This window comes from Agromyces lapidis, from assembly GCF_009749405.1.
Classification (GTDB): Bacteria; Actinomycetota; Actinomycetes; order Actinomycetales; family Microbacteriaceae; genus Agromyces; species Agromyces lapidis.
The window spans coordinates 96,995-113,636 of record NZ_WBIQ01000001.1 but is presented as its reverse complement, the minus strand read 5'-3'; the positions used below and the strand labels follow the sequence as shown (position 1 = coordinate 113,636).

At 73.5% G+C, this 16,642-nt stretch carries 13 protein-coding genes and 1 pseudogene; 4 read left to right on the top strand and 10 right to left on the bottom strand.

Features of this window, described 5'->3' with window-relative positions; all coding sequences use genetic code 11:
* Nucleotides 1–5: 5 nt before the first annotated feature.
* Both GQQ93_RS00565 and GQQ93_RS00560 read right to left on the bottom strand, forming a co-directional pair.
* A complete protein-coding gene (locus GQQ93_RS00565; RefSeq protein ID WP_212277220.1) occupies nt 6–626 on the bottom strand; it encodes a GNAT family N-acetyltransferase in 621 nt (206 codons plus the stop codon).
* 108 nt (nt 627–734) lie between these two features.
* Nucleotides 735–2,657: a helicase HerA-like domain-containing protein gene (locus GQQ93_RS00560; protein WP_157422285.1), complete on the bottom strand. Its 1,923-nt coding sequence runs from the start codon at nt 2,655–2,657 to the stop codon at nt 735–737.
* A gap of 201 nt (nt 2,658–2,858) precedes the next feature.
* Here GQQ93_RS00560 and ligD point away from each other — a divergent pair, with 201 nt between their 5' ends.
* Together ligD and GQQ93_RS00550 are read left to right on the top strand one after the other, a co-directional pair.
* Nucleotides 2,859–4,142 carry a non-homologous end-joining DNA ligase gene (ligD, locus tag GQQ93_RS00555; protein WP_157422284.1) on the top strand — a complete coding sequence of 428 codons (1,284 nt, stop codon included), beginning with the start codon at nt 2,859–2,861 and terminating at the stop codon, nt 4,140–4,142.
* Nucleotides 4,100–5,056 (top strand): aminoglycoside phosphotransferase family protein, encoded by a 957-nt coding sequence (locus GQQ93_RS00550; protein WP_157422283.1) that lies wholly within the window; start codon nt 4,100–4,102, stop codon nt 5,054–5,056. The genes ligD and GQQ93_RS00550 overlap by 43 nt, the downstream gene beginning before the upstream one ends.
* Before the next feature lie 12 nt (nt 5,057–5,068).
* On the opposite strand, the gene menC is transcribed toward GQQ93_RS00550, so the two are convergent.
* The 8 genes and pseudogenes from menC to GQQ93_RS00515 form a co-directional block, all read right to left on the bottom strand.
* Nucleotides 5,069–6,256: an o-succinylbenzoate synthase gene (menC, locus tag GQQ93_RS00545; protein WP_157422282.1), complete on the bottom strand. Its 1,188-nt coding sequence runs from the start codon at nt 6,254–6,256 to the stop codon at nt 5,069–5,071.
* On the bottom strand, nt 6,253–7,089 hold the full coding sequence (locus tag GQQ93_RS00540; RefSeq protein WP_157422281.1) for a GNAT family N-acetyltransferase: 837 nt from the start codon (nt 7,087–7,089) through the stop codon (nt 6,253–6,255). The genes menC and GQQ93_RS00540 overlap by 4 nt, the downstream gene beginning before the upstream one ends.
* A 50-nt stretch (nt 7,090–7,139) precedes the next feature.
* Nucleotides 7,140–8,081, bottom strand: coding sequence for a factor-independent urate hydroxylase (gene pucL / locus GQQ93_RS00535; RefSeq protein WP_157422280.1), 942 nt, complete (start codon nt 8,079–8,081; stop codon nt 7,140–7,142).
* A gap of 6 nt (nt 8,082–8,087) precedes the next feature.
* Nucleotides 8,088–8,447 (bottom strand): hydroxyisourate hydrolase, encoded by a 360-nt coding sequence (gene uraH, locus GQQ93_RS00530; RefSeq protein WP_157422279.1) that lies wholly within the window; start codon nt 8,445–8,447, stop codon nt 8,088–8,090.
* Nucleotides 8,444–8,950 (bottom strand): 2-oxo-4-hydroxy-4-carboxy-5-ureidoimidazoline decarboxylase, encoded by a 507-nt coding sequence (uraD, locus tag GQQ93_RS17815; protein WP_170296104.1) that lies wholly within the window; start codon nt 8,948–8,950, stop codon nt 8,444–8,446. The genes uraH and uraD overlap by 4 nt, the downstream gene beginning before the upstream one ends.
* Nucleotides 8,951–8,992: 42 nt before the next feature.
* Nucleotides 8,993–10,339: pseudogene (allB, locus tag GQQ93_RS00525) on the bottom strand (allantoinase AllB); the annotation flags it as partial.
* Nucleotides 10,336–11,154, bottom strand: coding sequence for a bifunctional allantoicase/(S)-ureidoglycine aminohydrolase (locus tag GQQ93_RS00520; protein ID WP_157422278.1), 819 nt, complete (start codon nt 11,152–11,154; stop codon nt 10,336–10,338). The gene GQQ93_RS00520 and the pseudogene allB, both read right to left, overlap by 4 nt.
* Nucleotides 11,155–11,200: 46 nt before the next feature.
* Entirely contained in the window at nt 11,201–12,469 is a 1,269-nt protein-coding gene (locus tag GQQ93_RS00515) for a DUF6986 family protein (protein WP_157422277.1), read from the bottom strand.
* A gap of 218 nt (nt 12,470–12,687) precedes the next feature.
* On the opposite strand from GQQ93_RS00515, the gene GQQ93_RS00510 reads away from it, so the two are divergent.
* Entirely contained in the window at nt 12,688–14,154 is a 1,467-nt protein-coding gene (locus GQQ93_RS00510) for a xanthine dehydrogenase small subunit (protein WP_157422276.1), read from the top strand.
* A gap of 32 nt (nt 14,155–14,186) precedes the next feature.
* Complete coding sequence (xdhB, locus tag GQQ93_RS00505) at nt 14,187–16,637, top strand: xanthine dehydrogenase molybdopterin binding subunit (protein ID WP_157422759.1); 2,451 nt, start codon at nt 14,187–14,189, stop codon at nt 16,635–16,637.
* Nucleotides 16,638–16,642: the final 5 nt, after the last annotated feature.

Sequence of the window (16,642 nt, the reverse complement as noted above, 5' to 3'; positions counted from 1 at the left end):
GCGCGTCAGCTCGTCGCGATGCCGAGTCGCGGCGACTGCAGGGTGCTCGACGGCAACTCGTGGAAGCCGAGGCGGTCGTAGAACGCCCGCGCCCCCGTGTTCGCTGCGGCGAGGCCGAGGTGCAGTGCGGGCACACCGCGGGCGGCGAGTTCGGCGCGCACGGTGTCGATGAGACGGCGACCGAAACCCAGCCCCTGCAGCTCGGGCAGCAGGTCGATGTGCAGGTGCGCCGGGTACTCGGCGAGTTCGGGAACGAGCATGCGCTCGGGGTGGACGCCGGCGTCGATCAGCTCGGCCTCGGTGAAGTCGGGCGCGTGCTCGGTGGGCGCACCCGCGGCAGGATGCCTCGCCGCGAAGCCGGGCGCCCACTCGCGCCGCCACCACTCGACGAAGGCGGCCGTGTCGGCGACCGCCATCACGTAGCCGAAGGCCCGGCCCGTTTCGGTGTCGGCCACGACGAAGGCCAGCTCGGGCGCGAACTCGACGTACGGCAGTGCGAACACCTCGGGCATGAGCGCATCGTCGGAATAGACCCCCGTCGCGTCGCCGCCGGCCGCCGCGGTGCGCAGGCAGATCAGCGCGACATCCTCGCGGTCGTCGGGGCGGTACGGGCGGATCTCGAACACGTGTCCATCCTTCCTGATCCGGCGCGTGGTCTCGAGACGCTTCGCTCCTCGACCGACGAGGGCGCGTGGTCTCGAGACGCTTCGCCACTCGACCGACGTGGGCGGGCGTCAGCGGCGCTTGGCCATGCCGAAGAGGCCGGTGAGCACCTGGGTGATGACCTTCTGCGTGGTCTTCGAGCCGAGCACCTGGTCGAGGGTCGAGCGCTGCGACGAACGCGAGCGCGATGAGCCCGAGGTCTTCTTCAGCAACCGGTCGTACTCGGCCTGCGCCTTCTTGTCGGCCTTCGCCGCGTCGGCCTGGATCTTCGCCTGCATCTTCGCGTACTCGGCGTCGGCTTTCGCCTTCGCCTCGGCCGCCTCGGCGGCGTCGGCCGCCGCCGCCGCGTCCGCCATGCGCTTTGTGAGCAGTTCGTGGGCCGATTCGCGGTCGATGGCCGTGCCGTACTTCGCCATGAGCGGGGACGCCGCGACGGCGGCGTCGATCGCGGCGTCGGCGCTCGGCGACATCGAGGCCTGAGGCGCCCGCAGTCTCGTCCACGCGACGGGCGACGGGGCGCCCTTCTCGTTCATGACGGTGACGACGGCCTCGCCGGTGCCGAGCACGGTGAGCGTCTCCTCGAGGTCGTACCCCGACGTCGGGTAGGTCGAGACGGTCGCCCTGAGGGCCTTCGCGTCGTCGGGCGTGAAGGCCCGCAGCTGGTGCTGCACGCGCGAACCGAGCTGGGCGAGCACGTCGCCCGGAACGTCCTTCGGGGTCTGCGTGACGAAGAAGACGCCGACCCCCTTCGAACGGATGAGCCGCACAGTCTGCACGACCTGCGCGAGGAAGTCCTTCGAGGCGCCGTTGAACAGCAGGTGCGCCTCGTCGAAGAAGAAGACGAGCTTGGGCTTGTCGAGGTCGCCGACCTCGGGCAGACCGCCGTAGAGGTCGGCGAGCAGCCACATCAGGAACGTCGAGTAGAGCGCCGGCTTGTCGGCGACCCCGGGCACCTCGAGCAGGCTGATCACGCCGCGACCGTCGGCGGCGGTGCGCAGGAACTCGGCGGTGTCGATCTCGGGTTCGCCGAAGAACACGTCGGCGCCCTGGTCGGCGAAGGTGATGAGTTCGCGCAGGATCACGCCGACGGTCGCCTTCGACAGGCCTCCGAGGCCCTCGAGTTCGGCCTTGCCGTCGTCGCTCACGAGGTAGGCGAGCACGGCGCGCAGGTCGTCGAGATCGAGGAGGGCGAGCCCGTTCTTGTTGGCGTAGTGGAACACGAGCCCGAGACTGGACTCCTGCGTGTCGTTGAGGCCGAGCACCTTCGAGAGCAGCAGCGGCCCGAAGCCCGAGATCGTCGCGCGGATCGGCACCCCGCGCCCGACGCCTCCGAGCGAGAAGAACTCCGTCGGGAAGCTCGCCGCACTCCACGCCTGACCGATGCCCTCGGTGCGCTTCAGCAACTTCTCGCTGCCTTCGCCCGGGGTCGCGACCCCCGAGAGGTCGCCTTTGATGTCGGCGGCGAACACCGCGACCCCGTTCGCGGCGAGCTGCTCGGCGAGCACCTGCAGGGTGCGGGTCTTGCCGGTGCCCGTCGCACCGGCGACGAGGCCGTGCCGGTTGGTCATCGCGAGCGGGATGCGCACCGGGACATCCGGCATCGCCTCGCCGTTGACGAGCGCCCCCATCTCGAGCGCCGGTCCTTCGAACGCGTACCCGGCGCGCACGGCGTCGATCGCGGCCTGGTCGAGCGGCCCGGATGCCGCGGCGCCACCGGTCGCGGCGGGCGACGACTGGGCCGCGGCCGCGGCGTCGGCCGTGGCGTCGGCCGCGGCGTCGGCCGTGGCGGGCTCGGCCACCGTATCGTCAGCCGGCTCGACTGCGGGCTCCGCCGGGGTCGCCTGCGCCGATGCCGCAGCGGCGGCGGCCTGCGCGAGCGCAGCCGCCTCCTCGGCCGCCTTGATCGCGGCCTCCGCCTGCGCCTGGAGCGCCTTCGCCGCCGCAGCGGCCGCAGCCGCCGCCTCCTGTGCCTGCTTCACCACGTCGTCCGACATGTGCCGATCCTACTGATGCGCCCCTCGGATGATCTGCGCCGAGTGTTTCCGATCCGACCGGCTGTTTCCACCGAGTCGGTCACCATGGGTCGGAACGGAAACCTCCGCGGCGCGGAAGATGGGAGGGGGCAGGAGGGGGCGGGAGGGGGCGGTCCGGCCCGCAGGGTTCCGCGGGCGCGGAGGCGCCCCTAGGGTGAAGGGATGAGCCCGGCAGCGCGTGCGGCAGAGGTCATCGACGTGGGGGGCCGCGAAGTGCGGATCTCGCACCCCGACAAGCTCGTCTTCCCCGAGCCGGGCCTCACGAAGCTCGATCTCGTGCAGTACTACCTCGCGGTCGCCGACGGGGCGTTGCGCGGAGTCGCCGGGCGGCCGATGGTGCTGAAGCGCTTCGTGAAGGGCATCGACCAGGAGGCCTTCTTCCAGAAGCGCGCGCCCGAGAAGCGACCCGACTGGATCGAGACCGCGACCCTGCACTACGCCTCGGGCAACTCCGCGGAAGAGGTGGTCGTGACGGATGCCGCGGCGCTAGCCTGGGTCGTGAACCTCGGCTGCATCGATCTCAACCCGCACCCGGTCAGGGCCGACGACCTCGACCACCCCGACGAGCTGCGGGTCGACCTCGATCCGATGCCGGGCGTCGACTGGTCGCAGATCGTCGACGTCGCGTTCGTCGCACGCGAGGTGCTCGACGACCACGGACTCGTCGGCTGGCCGAAGACGTCGGGCTCGCGGGGCATCCACATCTCGGTTCGCATCGAGCGCGAATGGAGCTTCGCCGAGGTCCGTCTCGCCGCCGAGACGCTCGCCCGCGAGGTGGAGCTCCGGGCACCGGGGCTCGCCTCCGCGCGCTGGTGGAAGGAGGAGCGCGGCGAGAGCGTGTTCGTCGACTTCAACCAGAACGCGAAGGACCGCACGGTCGCCTCGGCGTACTCGGTCAGGGCGCTGCCCGACGCGCGCGTGTCGACGCCGCTCGACTGGTCCGAGGTCTCGGGCAGCCGCCCCGAGCGCTTCACCGTCGCGACCGTGCTCGAGCGCTTCGCCGAGCGCGGCGACCCGGCCGCGGGAATCGACGATGCCGTCGGTCGGCTCGACGGCCTCCTCCGGCGCGCCGAGGAGCTCGGGCCGGCCGAGAAGGCGCCGCGCGGCTCCGACGGATCGGGACGCCGTCGGTCGACGATGCCGCTCATCGAGATCGCGAGGGCGAAGACGAAGGACGAGGCGCTCGAGGGCCTCGAGCGATGGAAGGCGCGGCATCCCGAGGTCGTCGCGCTCCTCGAGCCGGCCGACGTGCTCGTCGACGGCATGCGCGGCAGCTCCTCGCTCTGGTACCGCATCCGAGTGAACCTGCAGCACGTGCCCGAGGCCGAGCGACCGCCGCAGGAGCCGCTCGAGGTCGACTACGACCCGTGGGCGAGGTACCGAGACGCCGACGGTGCGCTCTCATGGCCGCCCTCCGCCGACGCTCCGAGCGGCCCGACCCCGTGAGCGACCTCGGGCCCGTCGACCCCGGCCACGGGGCCGACCTCGAATGGCTGCACCATTGGCGGCTGCGCGCCGAAGGCGACGTGCAGACGACCGCGTCGAGCACGCTCATCCCGGTGCGCACCGCCGACGGCGTCGCCGCGATGCTGAAGATCGCCCGCGTCGACGAGGAGGAACGCGGCGGCGAACTGCTCGAGCGGCTCGCGGGTCGCGGCGTCGCGCGGGTGCTCCGACGAGAGGGCTCGGCAGTGCTGCTCGAACGGGCGACCGGGCCGAACGACCTCGTGCGGCTCGTGCTGGCGGGGCATGACGACGAGGCGACCCGGGTGCTCTGCGACGCCGCCGCCCGGCTGCACCTCGAGGTCGCCGAGCTCGACCCGCCGGGCGACCGCAATGCGCTCGTCGTCGACACCGGCACGACCGGCCGCACCGAGTCCGGTGATCCGCTGCTCGCCCCACTCACCGACTGGTTCCGCGAGCTGTTCACCCACGCCGACGGGCTCGACCCGCTGCACCGGCGCGGCGCCGAGCTCGCACGAGAGCTGTTGGACGCGCCCCGCGACGAGCGCGTGCTGCACGGCGACCTGCACCACGGCAACGTGCTCGACTTCGGCGAACGCGGCTGGCTCGCGATCGACCCGAAGGGGCTCGTCGGCGAGACCGGGTTCGACTACTGCAACCTGCTCTGCAACCCCTCGCACGAGCGCGCCCTCGCGCCGGGCCGGCTCGAGCGCCAGTTCGGGGTCGTGCTCGATGCGACCGCCGGCGCCGGCGCGCCCCTCGAGCCCGACCGCTTCGCCCGCTGGCTCGTCGCGTGGTGCGCCCTGTCGTCGACCTGGTTCGCGCTCGACGACGACCCCGTGCACGCCGACGGCGTCGCCCGCATCGGCGAGCGCGCGCTCGGCCTGCTCGGCTGAGCGGACCACGTCTCAGCGCGCGAGCTGCACGGGCCGTCGCGACGCCCAGTCGCGCACGAGCTCGGGGCGCACGGTCACGCCGGTGCCCGGGGGATCCGGCACCTTCAGCTGGCCGCGATGCTCGCCCTCGCCGAGCACGAAGGGCTCGGTCAGGTCGTCGGCGTAGTAGCGGTCGGACGCAGAGGTGTCGCCGGGCAGGAGGAACCCGGGCAGGGCCGCGAGCGCGACGTTCGCGGCACGGCCGAGCCCGGTCTCGAGCATGCCGCCGCACCAGACGGGCACGTCGAGCTCGCGGCAGGCGTCGTGCACCCGCAGTGCCTCGAGGTAGCCGCCCATGCGCCCGGGCTTGATGTTCACCACCGAGGTCGAACCGCGCTCGATCGCGTCGACCGCCGTCGCGGCGTCGAGGATCGACTCGTCGAGGCACACCGGGGTCTCGCACGCGGCGGCGAGGCGGGCGTGGGTGGCGAGGTCCTCCTCGGCGAAGGGCTGCTCGATGAGCAGCAGCTCGAACGCGTCGAGCGTGGCGAGCAGGGGGATGTCATCGGCCGTGTAGGCGGTGTTCGCGTCGACCTGGAGCAGCCCGCCGCGGCCCATCAACTCGCGCACGGCAGCCACCGGCACGACGTCCCAGCCGGGCTTGATCTTCAGCTTGATGCGCCGGTACCCCGCCTCGAGGTAGCCCGTGACCTCGTCGAGCAGCTCTTCGAGCGTCGGTGCGATGCCGACCGAGACCCCGCAGTCGACCCACTCGCGCACGGCGCCGAACGCCTCGCCCATCGAGCGGCCCTGCGCCCGCAGCTCGGCGTCGAGCACGGCGGCCTCGAGTGCGCCCTTCGCCATGCGATGCCCGGCCACGAAGCCGAGGGTGCCGGCGAGCGAGCGGGCGAGCGGCAGCGAGGCCCCACGCCGGCCGGGCCCCTCCTCGCCGTCCGGCGGCGCGGTCGACGGCGCCGCAAGCAGCGCGGGCGCGAGGTAGCGTTCGATCACGGATGCCGCGCCGTCGACGTACTCCGCCGAGTAGAACGGGTCGCGTCCGGCGACGCATTCGCCCCAACCGTCGCCGGCATCGGTGCGGACGTGCACCAGCAGGACCTCGCGCACCGTCTCGCGCCCGAAGCTCGTCTCGAAGGGCCGCACGAGCGGCACCTCGATGCGGTGCAGCTCGATCGCCTCGATGCGGCTCGCCGTCGTGCTCATCTCGTCTCCTCGTCGTGGCGGTCGGGGTCGTCGTCGGTGAAGACGTAGTCGCCGTGCGCGTCGAGCTCGGCACGGAGCCCCTGCCGCGCCATCGTCGTGAACGCGACGACCGAGGCGTCGCGCAGGCGCGAGGCCTCGACGGGGTCCGTACGACGAAGCGCCTCGAAGTCGGCGACGAGCGCCAGCCGCTCACCGCCCGACCACGTCGGTGCGGGCGCACCGGCGAGCGCCCGTTCGACGCGCGGGGCGTCGAGCCGCCAGCGCACCTCGAAGCGGTCGCTGCGGTCGGCGCCGGTGATCTCGTCGCCGATCACCCCGTAGAACTCGGGCAGGTAGGCGGCGACCTCGGCGCCGAGCCGCACGAGGTTCAGGTGCGCGTTGCGGCGGATGAGCGGGTCGAACGTCCAGCGGATCTCGTCGACGCCGTGCGCGAGCGCGATCGCTCGCTGGCGGAGCTTCAATGCGAGGCCGATGCCGTGCCCGCGCGCCTCGGGCGCGACGGCGTTCATGTGCGAGTGCACGTGGAGGCCCTCGTTCCAGCCGAGGAACCCGAGGGTGGCGCCGAGCAGCGCGCCGGGCGTCGCGAACGGCGGCGTCGCCGAGGCATCCACCCCGCCCTCGTCGTCGGCGACCGCGACGAGCACGGTCGCGCCGGCGTGCAGGAGCGCGCGGATCATCGCGTGGTCGGGCCCGCGCCCCCCGCCCCACGTGGCCTCGAACCGCCCGAGCACGTCGGCGATCTCGTGCTCGGCCGCCTCGCGGGTGACGACGCCCGAGCGCAGATCGGCCGCCTCGGCGAGCGCCTCGGCGGCATTCACGACGTCACGGTCCATGCCTCCCGAGGCTAGCCGAACACGACGAGCGGCACCCGTCCGGATGCGGGTCAGCAGAAGCCCGCGACGCCCTCCCATGCCGCGGGCGCCGGCTCGACGCCCGCGCGCATGACCGAGGCCTCGATCAGGCCGTAGGGCCGGTCGACGGCGAAGAACACCTCGTTCGGGTTGTCGAGGCCGAACGGCGCGAGGTCGACCGCGAAGTGATGCCGGTTCGGCATCGAGAACCGGATCTCGTCGAGCTCGGCCTCGGTCTCGAGGACCGCCCGGCCCATGTCGTACAGCGTCGCCTGCAGCGCGGGCGAGTACCCTTCGGCGAAGCTCGCGAGCAGGTGCGCCCGCACGCGTCCGTACAGCGCGTCGTAGTCGGGGCGGGAGCCGGCGGCGAACCGCCAGCGCACGGCGACGCTCGTCGCGAGGATTCGGTCGGCCGTCTCCTGGAGGGTCGTGTATCGGTCTCTCGGGAACCCCTCGAAGCCCGAGTCCGTCGTCTTCATGACGGTGAGGTCCTGCAGCCCGCCGAGCACGTGGCGCACGCCGCCGTCGACGACGACCGCGGCGGTGCGCACCTCCTGGCCGGAGCGCACGAAGGCGTGGTCGTGCTCCTCGCCGTCGCTCGCGATGCGCTCCCACGCGAACCGCTCGGCGAGCCAGCGCCCGCCCGTGACCCAGTCGAACTCGCCCGTGAAGTGGTCGGCGAGCCGCTGCAGGAACTCCTCGGGCGCGCCGACGCCGTCGCGGGCGAAGGCGAAGATCGTGTTCTTCTGGGTGTCGGTGGCGACGACGTGGGCGTTGTCGCCCTCGAGGTGCGCCGCCCGGAAGTCGCCGCGCAGCTGCGAGGTCACGTTGAGGTCGTCGACCTCGTGCCGCGCGGTGTCGCGGGTCACCCGCACGAGCCGCACCTCGGCCTTGCCGTACCGGTTCGGGCCGAGGACGATGCCGTTGCCGCCGTCGCCGCTGTTGCCGCCGTTGCCGTTCGCTTCGTCGCTCATGCTCGTCTAGCTCCCTCGGTAGGTGGAATACGCGAACGGGCTGAGCAGGATCGGCACGTGGTGGTGCCGCCCCTCCTCCTCGACCGCGAAGGTGATGAGCACCTCGGGGTAGAAGCCCGCGGTCCCTCGGGCGGCGAAGTAGGCCCCCGTGTCGAAGCGCAGCCGGTACTCCCCCGGCGCGACGCGCTCGGGGCCGAGCGCGTTCGCCCGTCCATCGTGGTCGGTCACGGCGCGCGCGAGCATCGTCCACCCGGCGCCGTCGTCGTCGCCGTCGCCGTCGCGCCTGAGGAGCTCGACGGCCACGCCGACGGCGGGCACGCCGCGGGCGGCGTCGAGCACGTGGGTCGTGATCTGCGACCGGCTCATGAGAAACGTCCTTTCACTCGCAGCACCGCGATCTCGCGCAACTGCTCGGCGACGACCGCCGCCTCCGCGGCGTCGTCGTTGCGGAGGCGGTCGGTGAGCGCGTCGAGGATGTCGCGCGCGGAGCGCCCCGCGGCCCGGATGAGGAACACCCGCCCGAACCGCCGCTCGTACGCCGCGTTGCCCTCGGCGAGCGCACGGGCGAGCTCGGCGTCGGCGGGGTCGACACCCGCCTGCTCGCCGCGCGACAGCGTCGCGGCCTCACCGGCTCCGGTCGCGCGTTCGCCGATCCGGGGGTGGTCGCCGAGCGCCCGGGCGACCTCGGCGGCCGTGAACGGCGAGGCGGCCTCGCCGGCCGCACGCACGAGCGCATCGACCGAGGCGTACGGCCGGGCGTCGACGAGCTCCTGGCACCAGCGGGCGACGTCGAGGCACGGCCGGAGCGACGCGAACGCGTCCTCGCGATCGGTGCCGTTGAACCGCTCGAGCCGACTCGCCTGCGTCATCGCCCCAGTGTGCAGGCGGCCACTCGCGGGGGGAAGCGGCTCCCGCCGGAGCATCCGCCCGCGAGGCCGCTCGCGATCGACGGGCTCGCCCGCGAGCAGGGTCCGGCGGACGACGCCCGAGAGCTCGCGGCCGTCGTACGGCGAGACGGGATGCCGGTGCAGCAGTGCCGTGGCGTCGACGGTGAAGCGGGACTCGGGCGCGAAGACGACGAGGTCGGCGTCGGCGCCGACCGCGATGCGCCCCTTCGCGGGCAGCCCGACGAGCTCGGCGGGGTGCTCCGACATCCATCGCACGACCTGCTCGAGCCCGATGCCGCGACGGCGCGCCTCCGTCCAGACGAGCGGCAGCCCGAGCTGCAGCGACGCGATGCCACCCCAGGCGAGCTCGAAGTCGCCGTCGCCCGCGAACTTCAGCTCGGGCGTGGCCGGCGAGTGGTCGGAGACGACGAGGTCGATGACGCCGTCGGCGAGCCCCTGCCAGAGGGCGTCGCGATTCGCCCGCTCGCGGATCGGCGGACAGCACTTGAACGCGGTCGCCCCGGCGGGAACGTCTTCGGCGCTCAGGGTCAGGTAGTGCGGGCAGGTCTCGACGGTCAGGCGGACCCCGGCGGCGCGGGCCTCGGCGATGCGGCCGAGCGAGTCGGCGGCGCTCAGGTGCAGCACGTGCGCGCGGGCGCCGGTGCGGCTCGCGCGGGCGATGACCTCGGCGATCGCCGTGTCCTCCGCGGCCCGCGGTCGCGAGGCGAGGAAGTCCGCGTAGGCGGGCCCGCCGCGGTGCGGGGCGCCCTCGATCAGCCCCGCGTCTTCGGCGTGCACGATGAGCAGCGAGTCGAGCGCCGCGATCCGTCGCATCGCCGCCTCCATCTCCTCGGCGCTCAGCGGCGGGAACTCGGGCACCCCCGAGGGCAGCAGGAAGCACTTGAAGCCGAACACCCCCTCGGCGACGAGCGGCTCGATCTCGTCGAGGGAGCCGGGCACGATCCCGCCCCAGAACCCGACATCGACGGCGAGCTGCCCGGACGCCGCGGCGCGCTTGACCGCGAGCGCCGCGACCGAGACAGTCGGCGGGATGCTGTTGAGCGGCATATCGATGATCGTCGTGACACCCCCGGCCGCGGCCGCCCGCGTCGCCGAGGCGAAGCCCTCCCATTCGGTTCGGCCCGGCTCGTCGACGTGCACATGGGTGTCGACGAGCCCGGGCAGGAGCACCTCGTCGTCGGCGAGGGTCTCGACATCCGCGCCCTCGAGCCCCGTGCCGAGCGGGGCGATCGCCGCGACGACGCCGTCGCGGACGCCCAGCTCGACGGGCGCGAACGCACCGTCGACGAGGGCGCGTCGTGTGCGCAGCACCAGGTCGAACGGCGCGGATGCCTCGGGCTCGGTGTTCACGCGGTGAGCCTCACCTGCCGGTTGACGTCCTTGTAGAGCAGGTAGCGGAACGGGCCCGGCCCGCCCGCGTAGCAGGCCTGCGGGCAGAACGCCCGCAGCCACATGAAGTCGCCCGCCTCGACCTCGACCCAGTCGTCGTTGAGCCGGTACACGCCCTTGCCCTCGAGCACGAACAGCCCGTGCTCCATCACGTGCGTCTCGGCGAACGGGATGGACCCGCCCGGCCGGAACGTCACGATGTTCACGTGCATGTCGTGCGCGAGGTCGTCGGGGTCGACGAAGCGGCTCGTCGCCCAGGCGCCGTCGGTGCCCGGCATCGGCTGCGGCGCGACGTCCTGGTCGCGCGTGACGAACGACGCCGGCGCATCGACGCCCTCGACCGGCTCGTAGGCCTTCCTGATCCACTGGAAGCTCACGCGCTCATCGGCGTCGTTCGCGATCGACCAGCTCGCGCCGGCGGCGAGGTACGCGTAGCCGCCGGGCTCGAGCCGGTGCGGCCGGCCCTCGAGGGTCAGTGCGAGGGCGCCCGCGGTGACGAACACGACGCCCTCGACCCCGGGCTCCGCCTCGGGCCGGTCGGCCCCGCCGCCGGGCGCCAGCTCGACGATGAGCTGCGAGAAGGTCGTCGCGAAGCCGGCGATGGGGCGGGCGAGGATCCAGGCGCGCGCGTCGGTGAAGCCCGGCAGGCGACTGGTCACGATGTCGCGCAGCACCCCCTTCGGGATGACCGTGTACGCCGTCGTCACGATCGCCCGGTCGCTGAGCAGCTCGCGCTGCCCCGGCAGCCCGCCGTCGGGGGTGAAGTAGTCGCTCATCGAGCCTCCTCGTGGTCGTCCTCGGTGCGTCTGCGGCGGCATCCGGTCATCTCGCGGTGCGCCTCGCGCTCGCGAGCCCGGCGAGCGCGCCCTCGTCGAAGCCCGTGTCGGCGGCGACCTCGTCGCCCGTGAGCGCCCCGCACTGCACGCCTCGTCGCACGAACCCGGCGAGCGCGCGCACCGTCGCCGGCTCGTCGAGCACGGCGCCCGCGGTGCCGTCGTGCACGTGACGAAGGCGGGCGGATGCCTCGGGGTACCCCTCGCGGTAGTACGCGTACGCCGCGACGAAGCGCGTCGGGAGCTGCGCCGGGTGGAGGTCCCACCCCTGCGGGATGCCTCGCTCGAACGCCCGTCGCACGAGGCGGGCGTGCACCCGCCAGGCCTCCAGCGCACGGTCGTCGACCGGCAGGAGGTTCGACGAGCCGTCGGAGAGCCGGATGCCGGTGCCCGCGACGGCGAGCTGCATGACGTGCTTGGCGTGATCGGCCGCCGGGTGCTCGAGCGACTGGTAGGGCGCTGCGATGCCGAGGGCCGCGGTGTAGTCGTAGGTGCCGAAATGGAGGCCGACGATGCGGCCGGGTGCGGCGAGCGCGAGCCGCGCCACCGGGGCGGTGCCGTCGGCGCCGAGGACGAGCTGGGGCGTCTCGACCTGCACCTCGAAGCGCAGCCGGCCGTCGGGCAGCCCGTGGGCGCGTTCGAGCGCCGCGAGCACCTCGGCCATCGCCTCGACCTGCGCGACCGTCGACACCTTCGGGAGCGTGAGCATGAGTCCATCGGGCAGCCCGCCCTGCTCGACGAGCGCCGTGATGAAGAGATCGAGGGTGCGCACGCCCCTCGCACGCGTCGCGGCTTCGAAGGACTTGCACCGGATCCCGATGAACGGCGGCGCGAAATGCGCACCCGTCGCGGCGGCCACGCGTTTGGCGGCGCGCACGGCGTCGGCGTCCTCGGCGGCGTCGTCGCGCACGCCGTAGCCGTCCTCGAAGTCGATCCGCAGGTCCTCGATCGGCTCCGTGGCGAGCTTCCGCTCGACGAGGGGGGCCACCGCCTTCGCGATCGCTGCCTCGACGCCCACCCGGAGGCCGAGCGCCTCGGCGCCGCCCGCCCAGGCGGCGGCCTCGCGCGCAGCCCTGCCCCACTCGACGGGGAGCTCGGGCGTGTAGCGATCGCCCGGCACGTAGATGGTGTGCACCGGCTGGCGGGAGCCGTCGTCGCCGGGGTAGGCGCGCTCGAGCAGCCGGTCGGTGGCGTCGAGCCGGTCGTCGATGCGGGCGCGCTCGGCGGCCGTGAGCGCCGTGCGCGGACGGGCGGGCATGCTCACCTCCGCAGGCGGGCGTTGCGGACGACCCCGATGGCCATGCGAACACCTCCGTCCGCGCCGCGCGTCGGCACCGACGGCGGCGTATCTCGGAGGCTACACCCGGGGCTGCGCCCGGTGCCCGGAACCTGCCGTCCCCTCCACGGCGCCCGGTGCGGTGGAGGTGCGTAGACTCCGAAGGAGGGGTGCAACGTCGCACCGGAGGAGCCCGGCCCATGGAAGAACCCGTTCTCACCGTCAACGCACGACGGCGCCCGCTGACGGGCGTCACCGCGCACACGACCGCGCTCGACTGGCTGCGCTCGACGGGGCTCACCGGCGCGAAGGAGGGCTGCGCCGAAGGCGAGTGCGGCGCCTGCGCGGTGCTCGTCGCGACCCCTGACGACGAGGGCGGCACCACGTGGACGGCGGTGAACTCGTGCCTCGTGCCGGTCGCGGCGCTCGACGGCCAGGAGGTCGTCACCGCCGAGGGCCTCGGCGACCCCGAGTCCCTGCACCCGGTGCAGCGCGGGTTGGCCGAGTCGGGCGGTTCGCAGTGCGGCTACTGCACGCCCGGGTTCGTCTGCAGCATCGCGGCGGAGTTCTACCGCGCCGACCGCGCGCCCGCGGCCATCGCGACCGAGGGAGGCGACACCGCCGAGCACGGCCCCAACGGCTTCGACCTGCATGCGCTCGGCGGCAACCTCTGCCGATGCACCGGCTACCGCCCCATCCGCGACGCCGCCTATGCGCTCGGCGGGCCCGACGAGGGCGATCCGCTCGCGGAGCGCCGCACGCAGCCGGCACCTGCACCGGTCGCGACGGACTTCGAGGGCGGCGGCGCCCGCTTCGTCCGGCCGACGACGCTCGACGCGGCGTTGCGACTGCTCCACGACGAGCCGTCGGCCGTCGCCGTCGCGGGCTCGACCGACCTCGGCGTCGAGGTGAACCTCCGCGGTCGCCGCGATCCGCTGCTCGTGGCGATCGACCGCCTCGACGAGCTGCGCGGCTTCCGCGTCGACGACGACGCCGTCGAGCTCGGCGCGGCCCTGCCGCTGTCCGAGGTCGAACGGCGCCTCGACGGTCGAGTGCCGCTCCTCGCGCAGCTCATCCCGCAGTTCGCCTCGCGGCTGATCCGCAACCGCGCGACCCTCGGCGGCAACCTCGGCACCGGTTCCCCGATCGGCGATGCGCCTCCCGCGCTCATCGCCCTCGACGCGCGTCTCGTGCTCGCCTCGCTCGACGGCGAACGCGAGGTCGGCGTCGCCGACTACTTCACCGGCTACCGCGAGACGGTGCTCGCGCCGGGCGAGCTCATCCGGGCCGTCCGCATCCCGCTGCCGCTCGCGAGGCTGACGGCCTTCCACAAGATCGCGAAGCGTCGATTCGACGACATCTCGAGCGTCGCCCTCGGATTCGCGCTCGACCTCGACGGCGGCGTCGTGACCGCCGCCCGGATCGGCCTCGGCGGCGTCGCCGCCACCCCCCTGCGTGCGCACGCGACCGAGGCGGCGCTCGTCGGCGAGCCCTGGAGCCTCGAGACGGTGCGCCGCGCCGCGGCGGTGCTGGCGGGCGAGGGCACCCCGATGTCGGATCACCGCGCCTCGAGCGAGTACCGCTCGCTCATGCTCGGCAACGCGCTCGTGAAGCTCTTCCACCGCGACGCCGAAGCGGCGCCCGATCGGGCGGGGGTGCCGGCATGATCCCCGCGACCCCTCCGAACATCTCCGGCGCGATGCCCGGAGCCTCGGGCGGCGCGGGCGCGTCGCTCGCCGATCGTCCGGCCGACCCCGTCGTGGGTCGCGTCGCCCCGCACGAGAGCGCGGCCCTGCACGTCACCGGTCGCGCGCAGTACACCGACGACCTCGCCGCCCGCACCTCGGGCGTGCTCACGGCATGGCCCGTGCAGTCGACGCACGCGCACGCCCGCATCTCGCTCGACGTCGCCCCCGCCTACGAGGTGGCGGGCGTCGTCAGGGTGCTCACGGCCGACGACGTGCCGGGCGTCAACGATGCGGGCGTGAAGCACGACGAACCGCTCTTCCCCGCCGAGGCCATGTTCCACGGGCACGCCCTCGCGTGGGTGCTCGGCGAGACGCCCGAGGCCGCCCGGCTCGGCGCCGCGGCCGTGCGCGTCGAGGCCGAGCCGCTGCCCTCGATCGTCACCCTGCGCGAGGCGATCGAGGCGGGGTCCTTCCAGGGCATCCCGCGCACGGTCGTGCGCGGCGACGCGGTCGAGGCCCTCCGCACCGCGTCACTCGTGCTCGAGGGCGTCTCGGAGTTCGGCGGGCAGGAGCACTTCTATCTCGAGACGCACGCCTCGTTCGCGGTGCGCGACGGCGACGGGCAGTACCTCGTGCAGTGCTCGACGCAGCATCCGAGCGAGACCCAGGAGATCGTCGCGCACGTGCTCGGCATCCCCTCGCACGAGGTCACCGTGCAGCAGCTGCGCATGGGCGGCGGTTTCGGCGGAAAGGAGATGCAGCCGCACGGCTTCGCCGCGATCGCCGCGCTCGGCGCGAAGCTCACGGGCCGCCCGGTGCGACTGCGGCTCGACCGCACGCACGATCTCACGATGACCGGCAAGCGCCACCCGTTCCACATCGCGTGGCGGGCGGGCTTCACGGGCGACGGCGGGCTTCTGGCGCTCGAGGCGACGCTGACGAGCGACGGCGGGTGGAGCCTCGATCTGTCCGAACCGGTGATGACCCGCGCGCTCTGCCACATCGACAACGCCTACTGGATCCCGAACGTGCGCGCCCACGGCCGAGTCGCCAAGACGAACCTGCCCTCGAACACGGCGTTCCGCGGGTTCGGCGGGCCGCAGGGGGTGTTCCTCATCGAGGACGTCCTCGGCCGCGCTGCGCCGCTGCTCGGCATCGAGCCCGAACGGCTGCGCGAGCAGAACTTCTATCGTCCCGGCCAGACGACGCCCTACGGGCAGCTCGTGAAGGACGCCGAGCGCATGCCGGCGATCTGGTCCCGCCTGAAGGAGGAGTGCGACCACGACGCGCGCCGCGGCGAGATCGACGCGTTCAACCGGGCGCACACCCAGGTCAAGCGCGGACTCGCCATCACCCCGATCAAGTTCGGCATCTCGTTCAATTTCACCGCCTTCAACCAGGCCGGCGCGCTCGTGCAGGTCTACAAGGACGGCTCGGTGCTCGTGAACCACGGCGGCACCGAGATGGGGCAGGGCCTGCACACGAAGATGCTGCAGGTCGCCGCGACCGCGCTCGGCGTCGAGGCGCACCGCGTGCGGCTCGCGCCGACGCGCACCGACAAGGTGCCCAACACCTCGGCGACGGCGGCCTCCTCGGGCGCGGACCTCAACGGCGGCGCGGTGAAGCACGCGTGCGAGCAGATCCGAGATCGGCTGGCCGAGGTGGCGGCGCCCCGACTCGGCATCGACCCCGGCGAGGTGCGCTTCGGCGGCGGCGTCGTGCGCGGTCCCGGCGCCGGCGGCCCCGAACTGCGGTTCGACGAGCTCGTCGCCATCGCCTACCTCGAGCGCGTGCAGCTGTTCGCGGCCGGGTACTACCGCACCGAGGGCCTGGAGTGGGATCTCGACCGCATGCAGGGCTCGCCCTTCAAGTACTTCGCCTACGGGGCCGCGGCCGCCGAAGTCGAGGTCGACGGGTTCACGGGCGAGTACCGGCTGCGCCGCGTCGACATCGTGCACGACGTCGGCGACTCGCTCTCGCCGCTCATCGACCTCGGGCAGATCGAGGGCGGCTACGTCCAGGGCGTGGGATGGCTCACGCTCGAGGAGCTCCTGTGGGACACGGGCGACGGCCCGAACCGGGGTCGCCTGCTCACGCAGTCGGCCTCCACGTACAAGCTGCCGAGCTTCTCGGAGATGCCCGAGGTGTTCAACGTGCACCTCTTCGAGAACGCCCGCGAGGACGGGGCGGTGTACGGCTCGAAGGCGGTCGGCGAGCCCCCGCTCATGCTCGCGTTCAGCGCCCGCGAGGCGCTGCGCGCCGCCGTCGGCGCGTTCGGCGCACCCGGCCGCGCGGTCGAGCTCGCCTCGCCGGCCACGCCCGAGGCCGTGTTCCGGGCGGTCGAGGCGGCGCGGGCGGGCGCCGTCGAGCGCGTTGCGAGCGCACCGGTCGGGCGCGAGGCATCCATCGCATCGGATGCCCCGGCCGCTCGCGAACCGGTCGCCGCGCGACCCGAGGGGTGACGAGG

Bases quoted from the DNA above. Each gene is read 5' to 3' on its own strand.
- menC (WP_157422282.1), bottom strand. From the start codon at position 6,256: ATGAGCACGACGGCGAGCCGCATCGAGGCGATCGAGCTGCACCGCATC.
- GQQ93_RS00550 (WP_157422283.1), top strand. From the start codon at position 4,100: ATGGCCGCCCTCCGCCGACGCTCCGAGCGGCCCGACCCCGTGAGCGAC.
- xdhB (WP_157422759.1), top strand. From the start codon at position 14,187: ATGCCCGGAGCCTCGGGCGGCGCGGGCGCGTCGCTCGCCGATCGTCCG.
- GQQ93_RS00510 (WP_157422276.1), top strand. From the start codon at position 12,688: ATGGAAGAACCCGTTCTCACCGTCAACGCACGACGGCGCCCGCTGACG.
- ligD (WP_157422284.1), top strand. From the start codon at position 2,859: ATGAGCCCGGCAGCGCGTGCGGCAGAGGTCATCGACGTGGGGGGCCGC.
- GQQ93_RS00560 (WP_157422285.1), bottom strand. From the start codon at position 2,657: ATGTCGGACGACGTGGTGAAGCAGGCACAGGAGGCGGCGGCTGCGGCC.
- uraD (WP_170296104.1), bottom strand. From the start codon at position 8,950: ATGACGCAGGCGAGTCGGCTCGAGCGGTTCAACGGCACCGATCGCGAG.
- GQQ93_RS00515 (WP_157422277.1), bottom strand. From the start codon at position 12,469: ATGCCCGCCCGTCCGCGCACGGCGCTCACGGCCGCCGAGCGCGCCCGC.
- pucL (WP_157422280.1), bottom strand. From the start codon at position 8,081: ATGAGCGACGAAGCGAACGGCAACGGCGGCAACAGCGGCGACGGCGGC.
- GQQ93_RS00540 (WP_157422281.1), bottom strand. From the start codon at position 7,089: ATGGACCGTGACGTCGTGAATGCCGCCGAGGCGCTCGCCGAGGCGGCC.
- uraH (WP_157422279.1), bottom strand. From the start codon at position 8,447: ATGAGCCGGTCGCAGATCACGACCCACGTGCTCGACGCCGCCCGCGGC.
- GQQ93_RS00520 (WP_157422278.1), bottom strand. From the start codon at position 11,154: ATGAGCGACTACTTCACCCCCGACGGCGGGCTGCCGGGGCAGCGCGAG.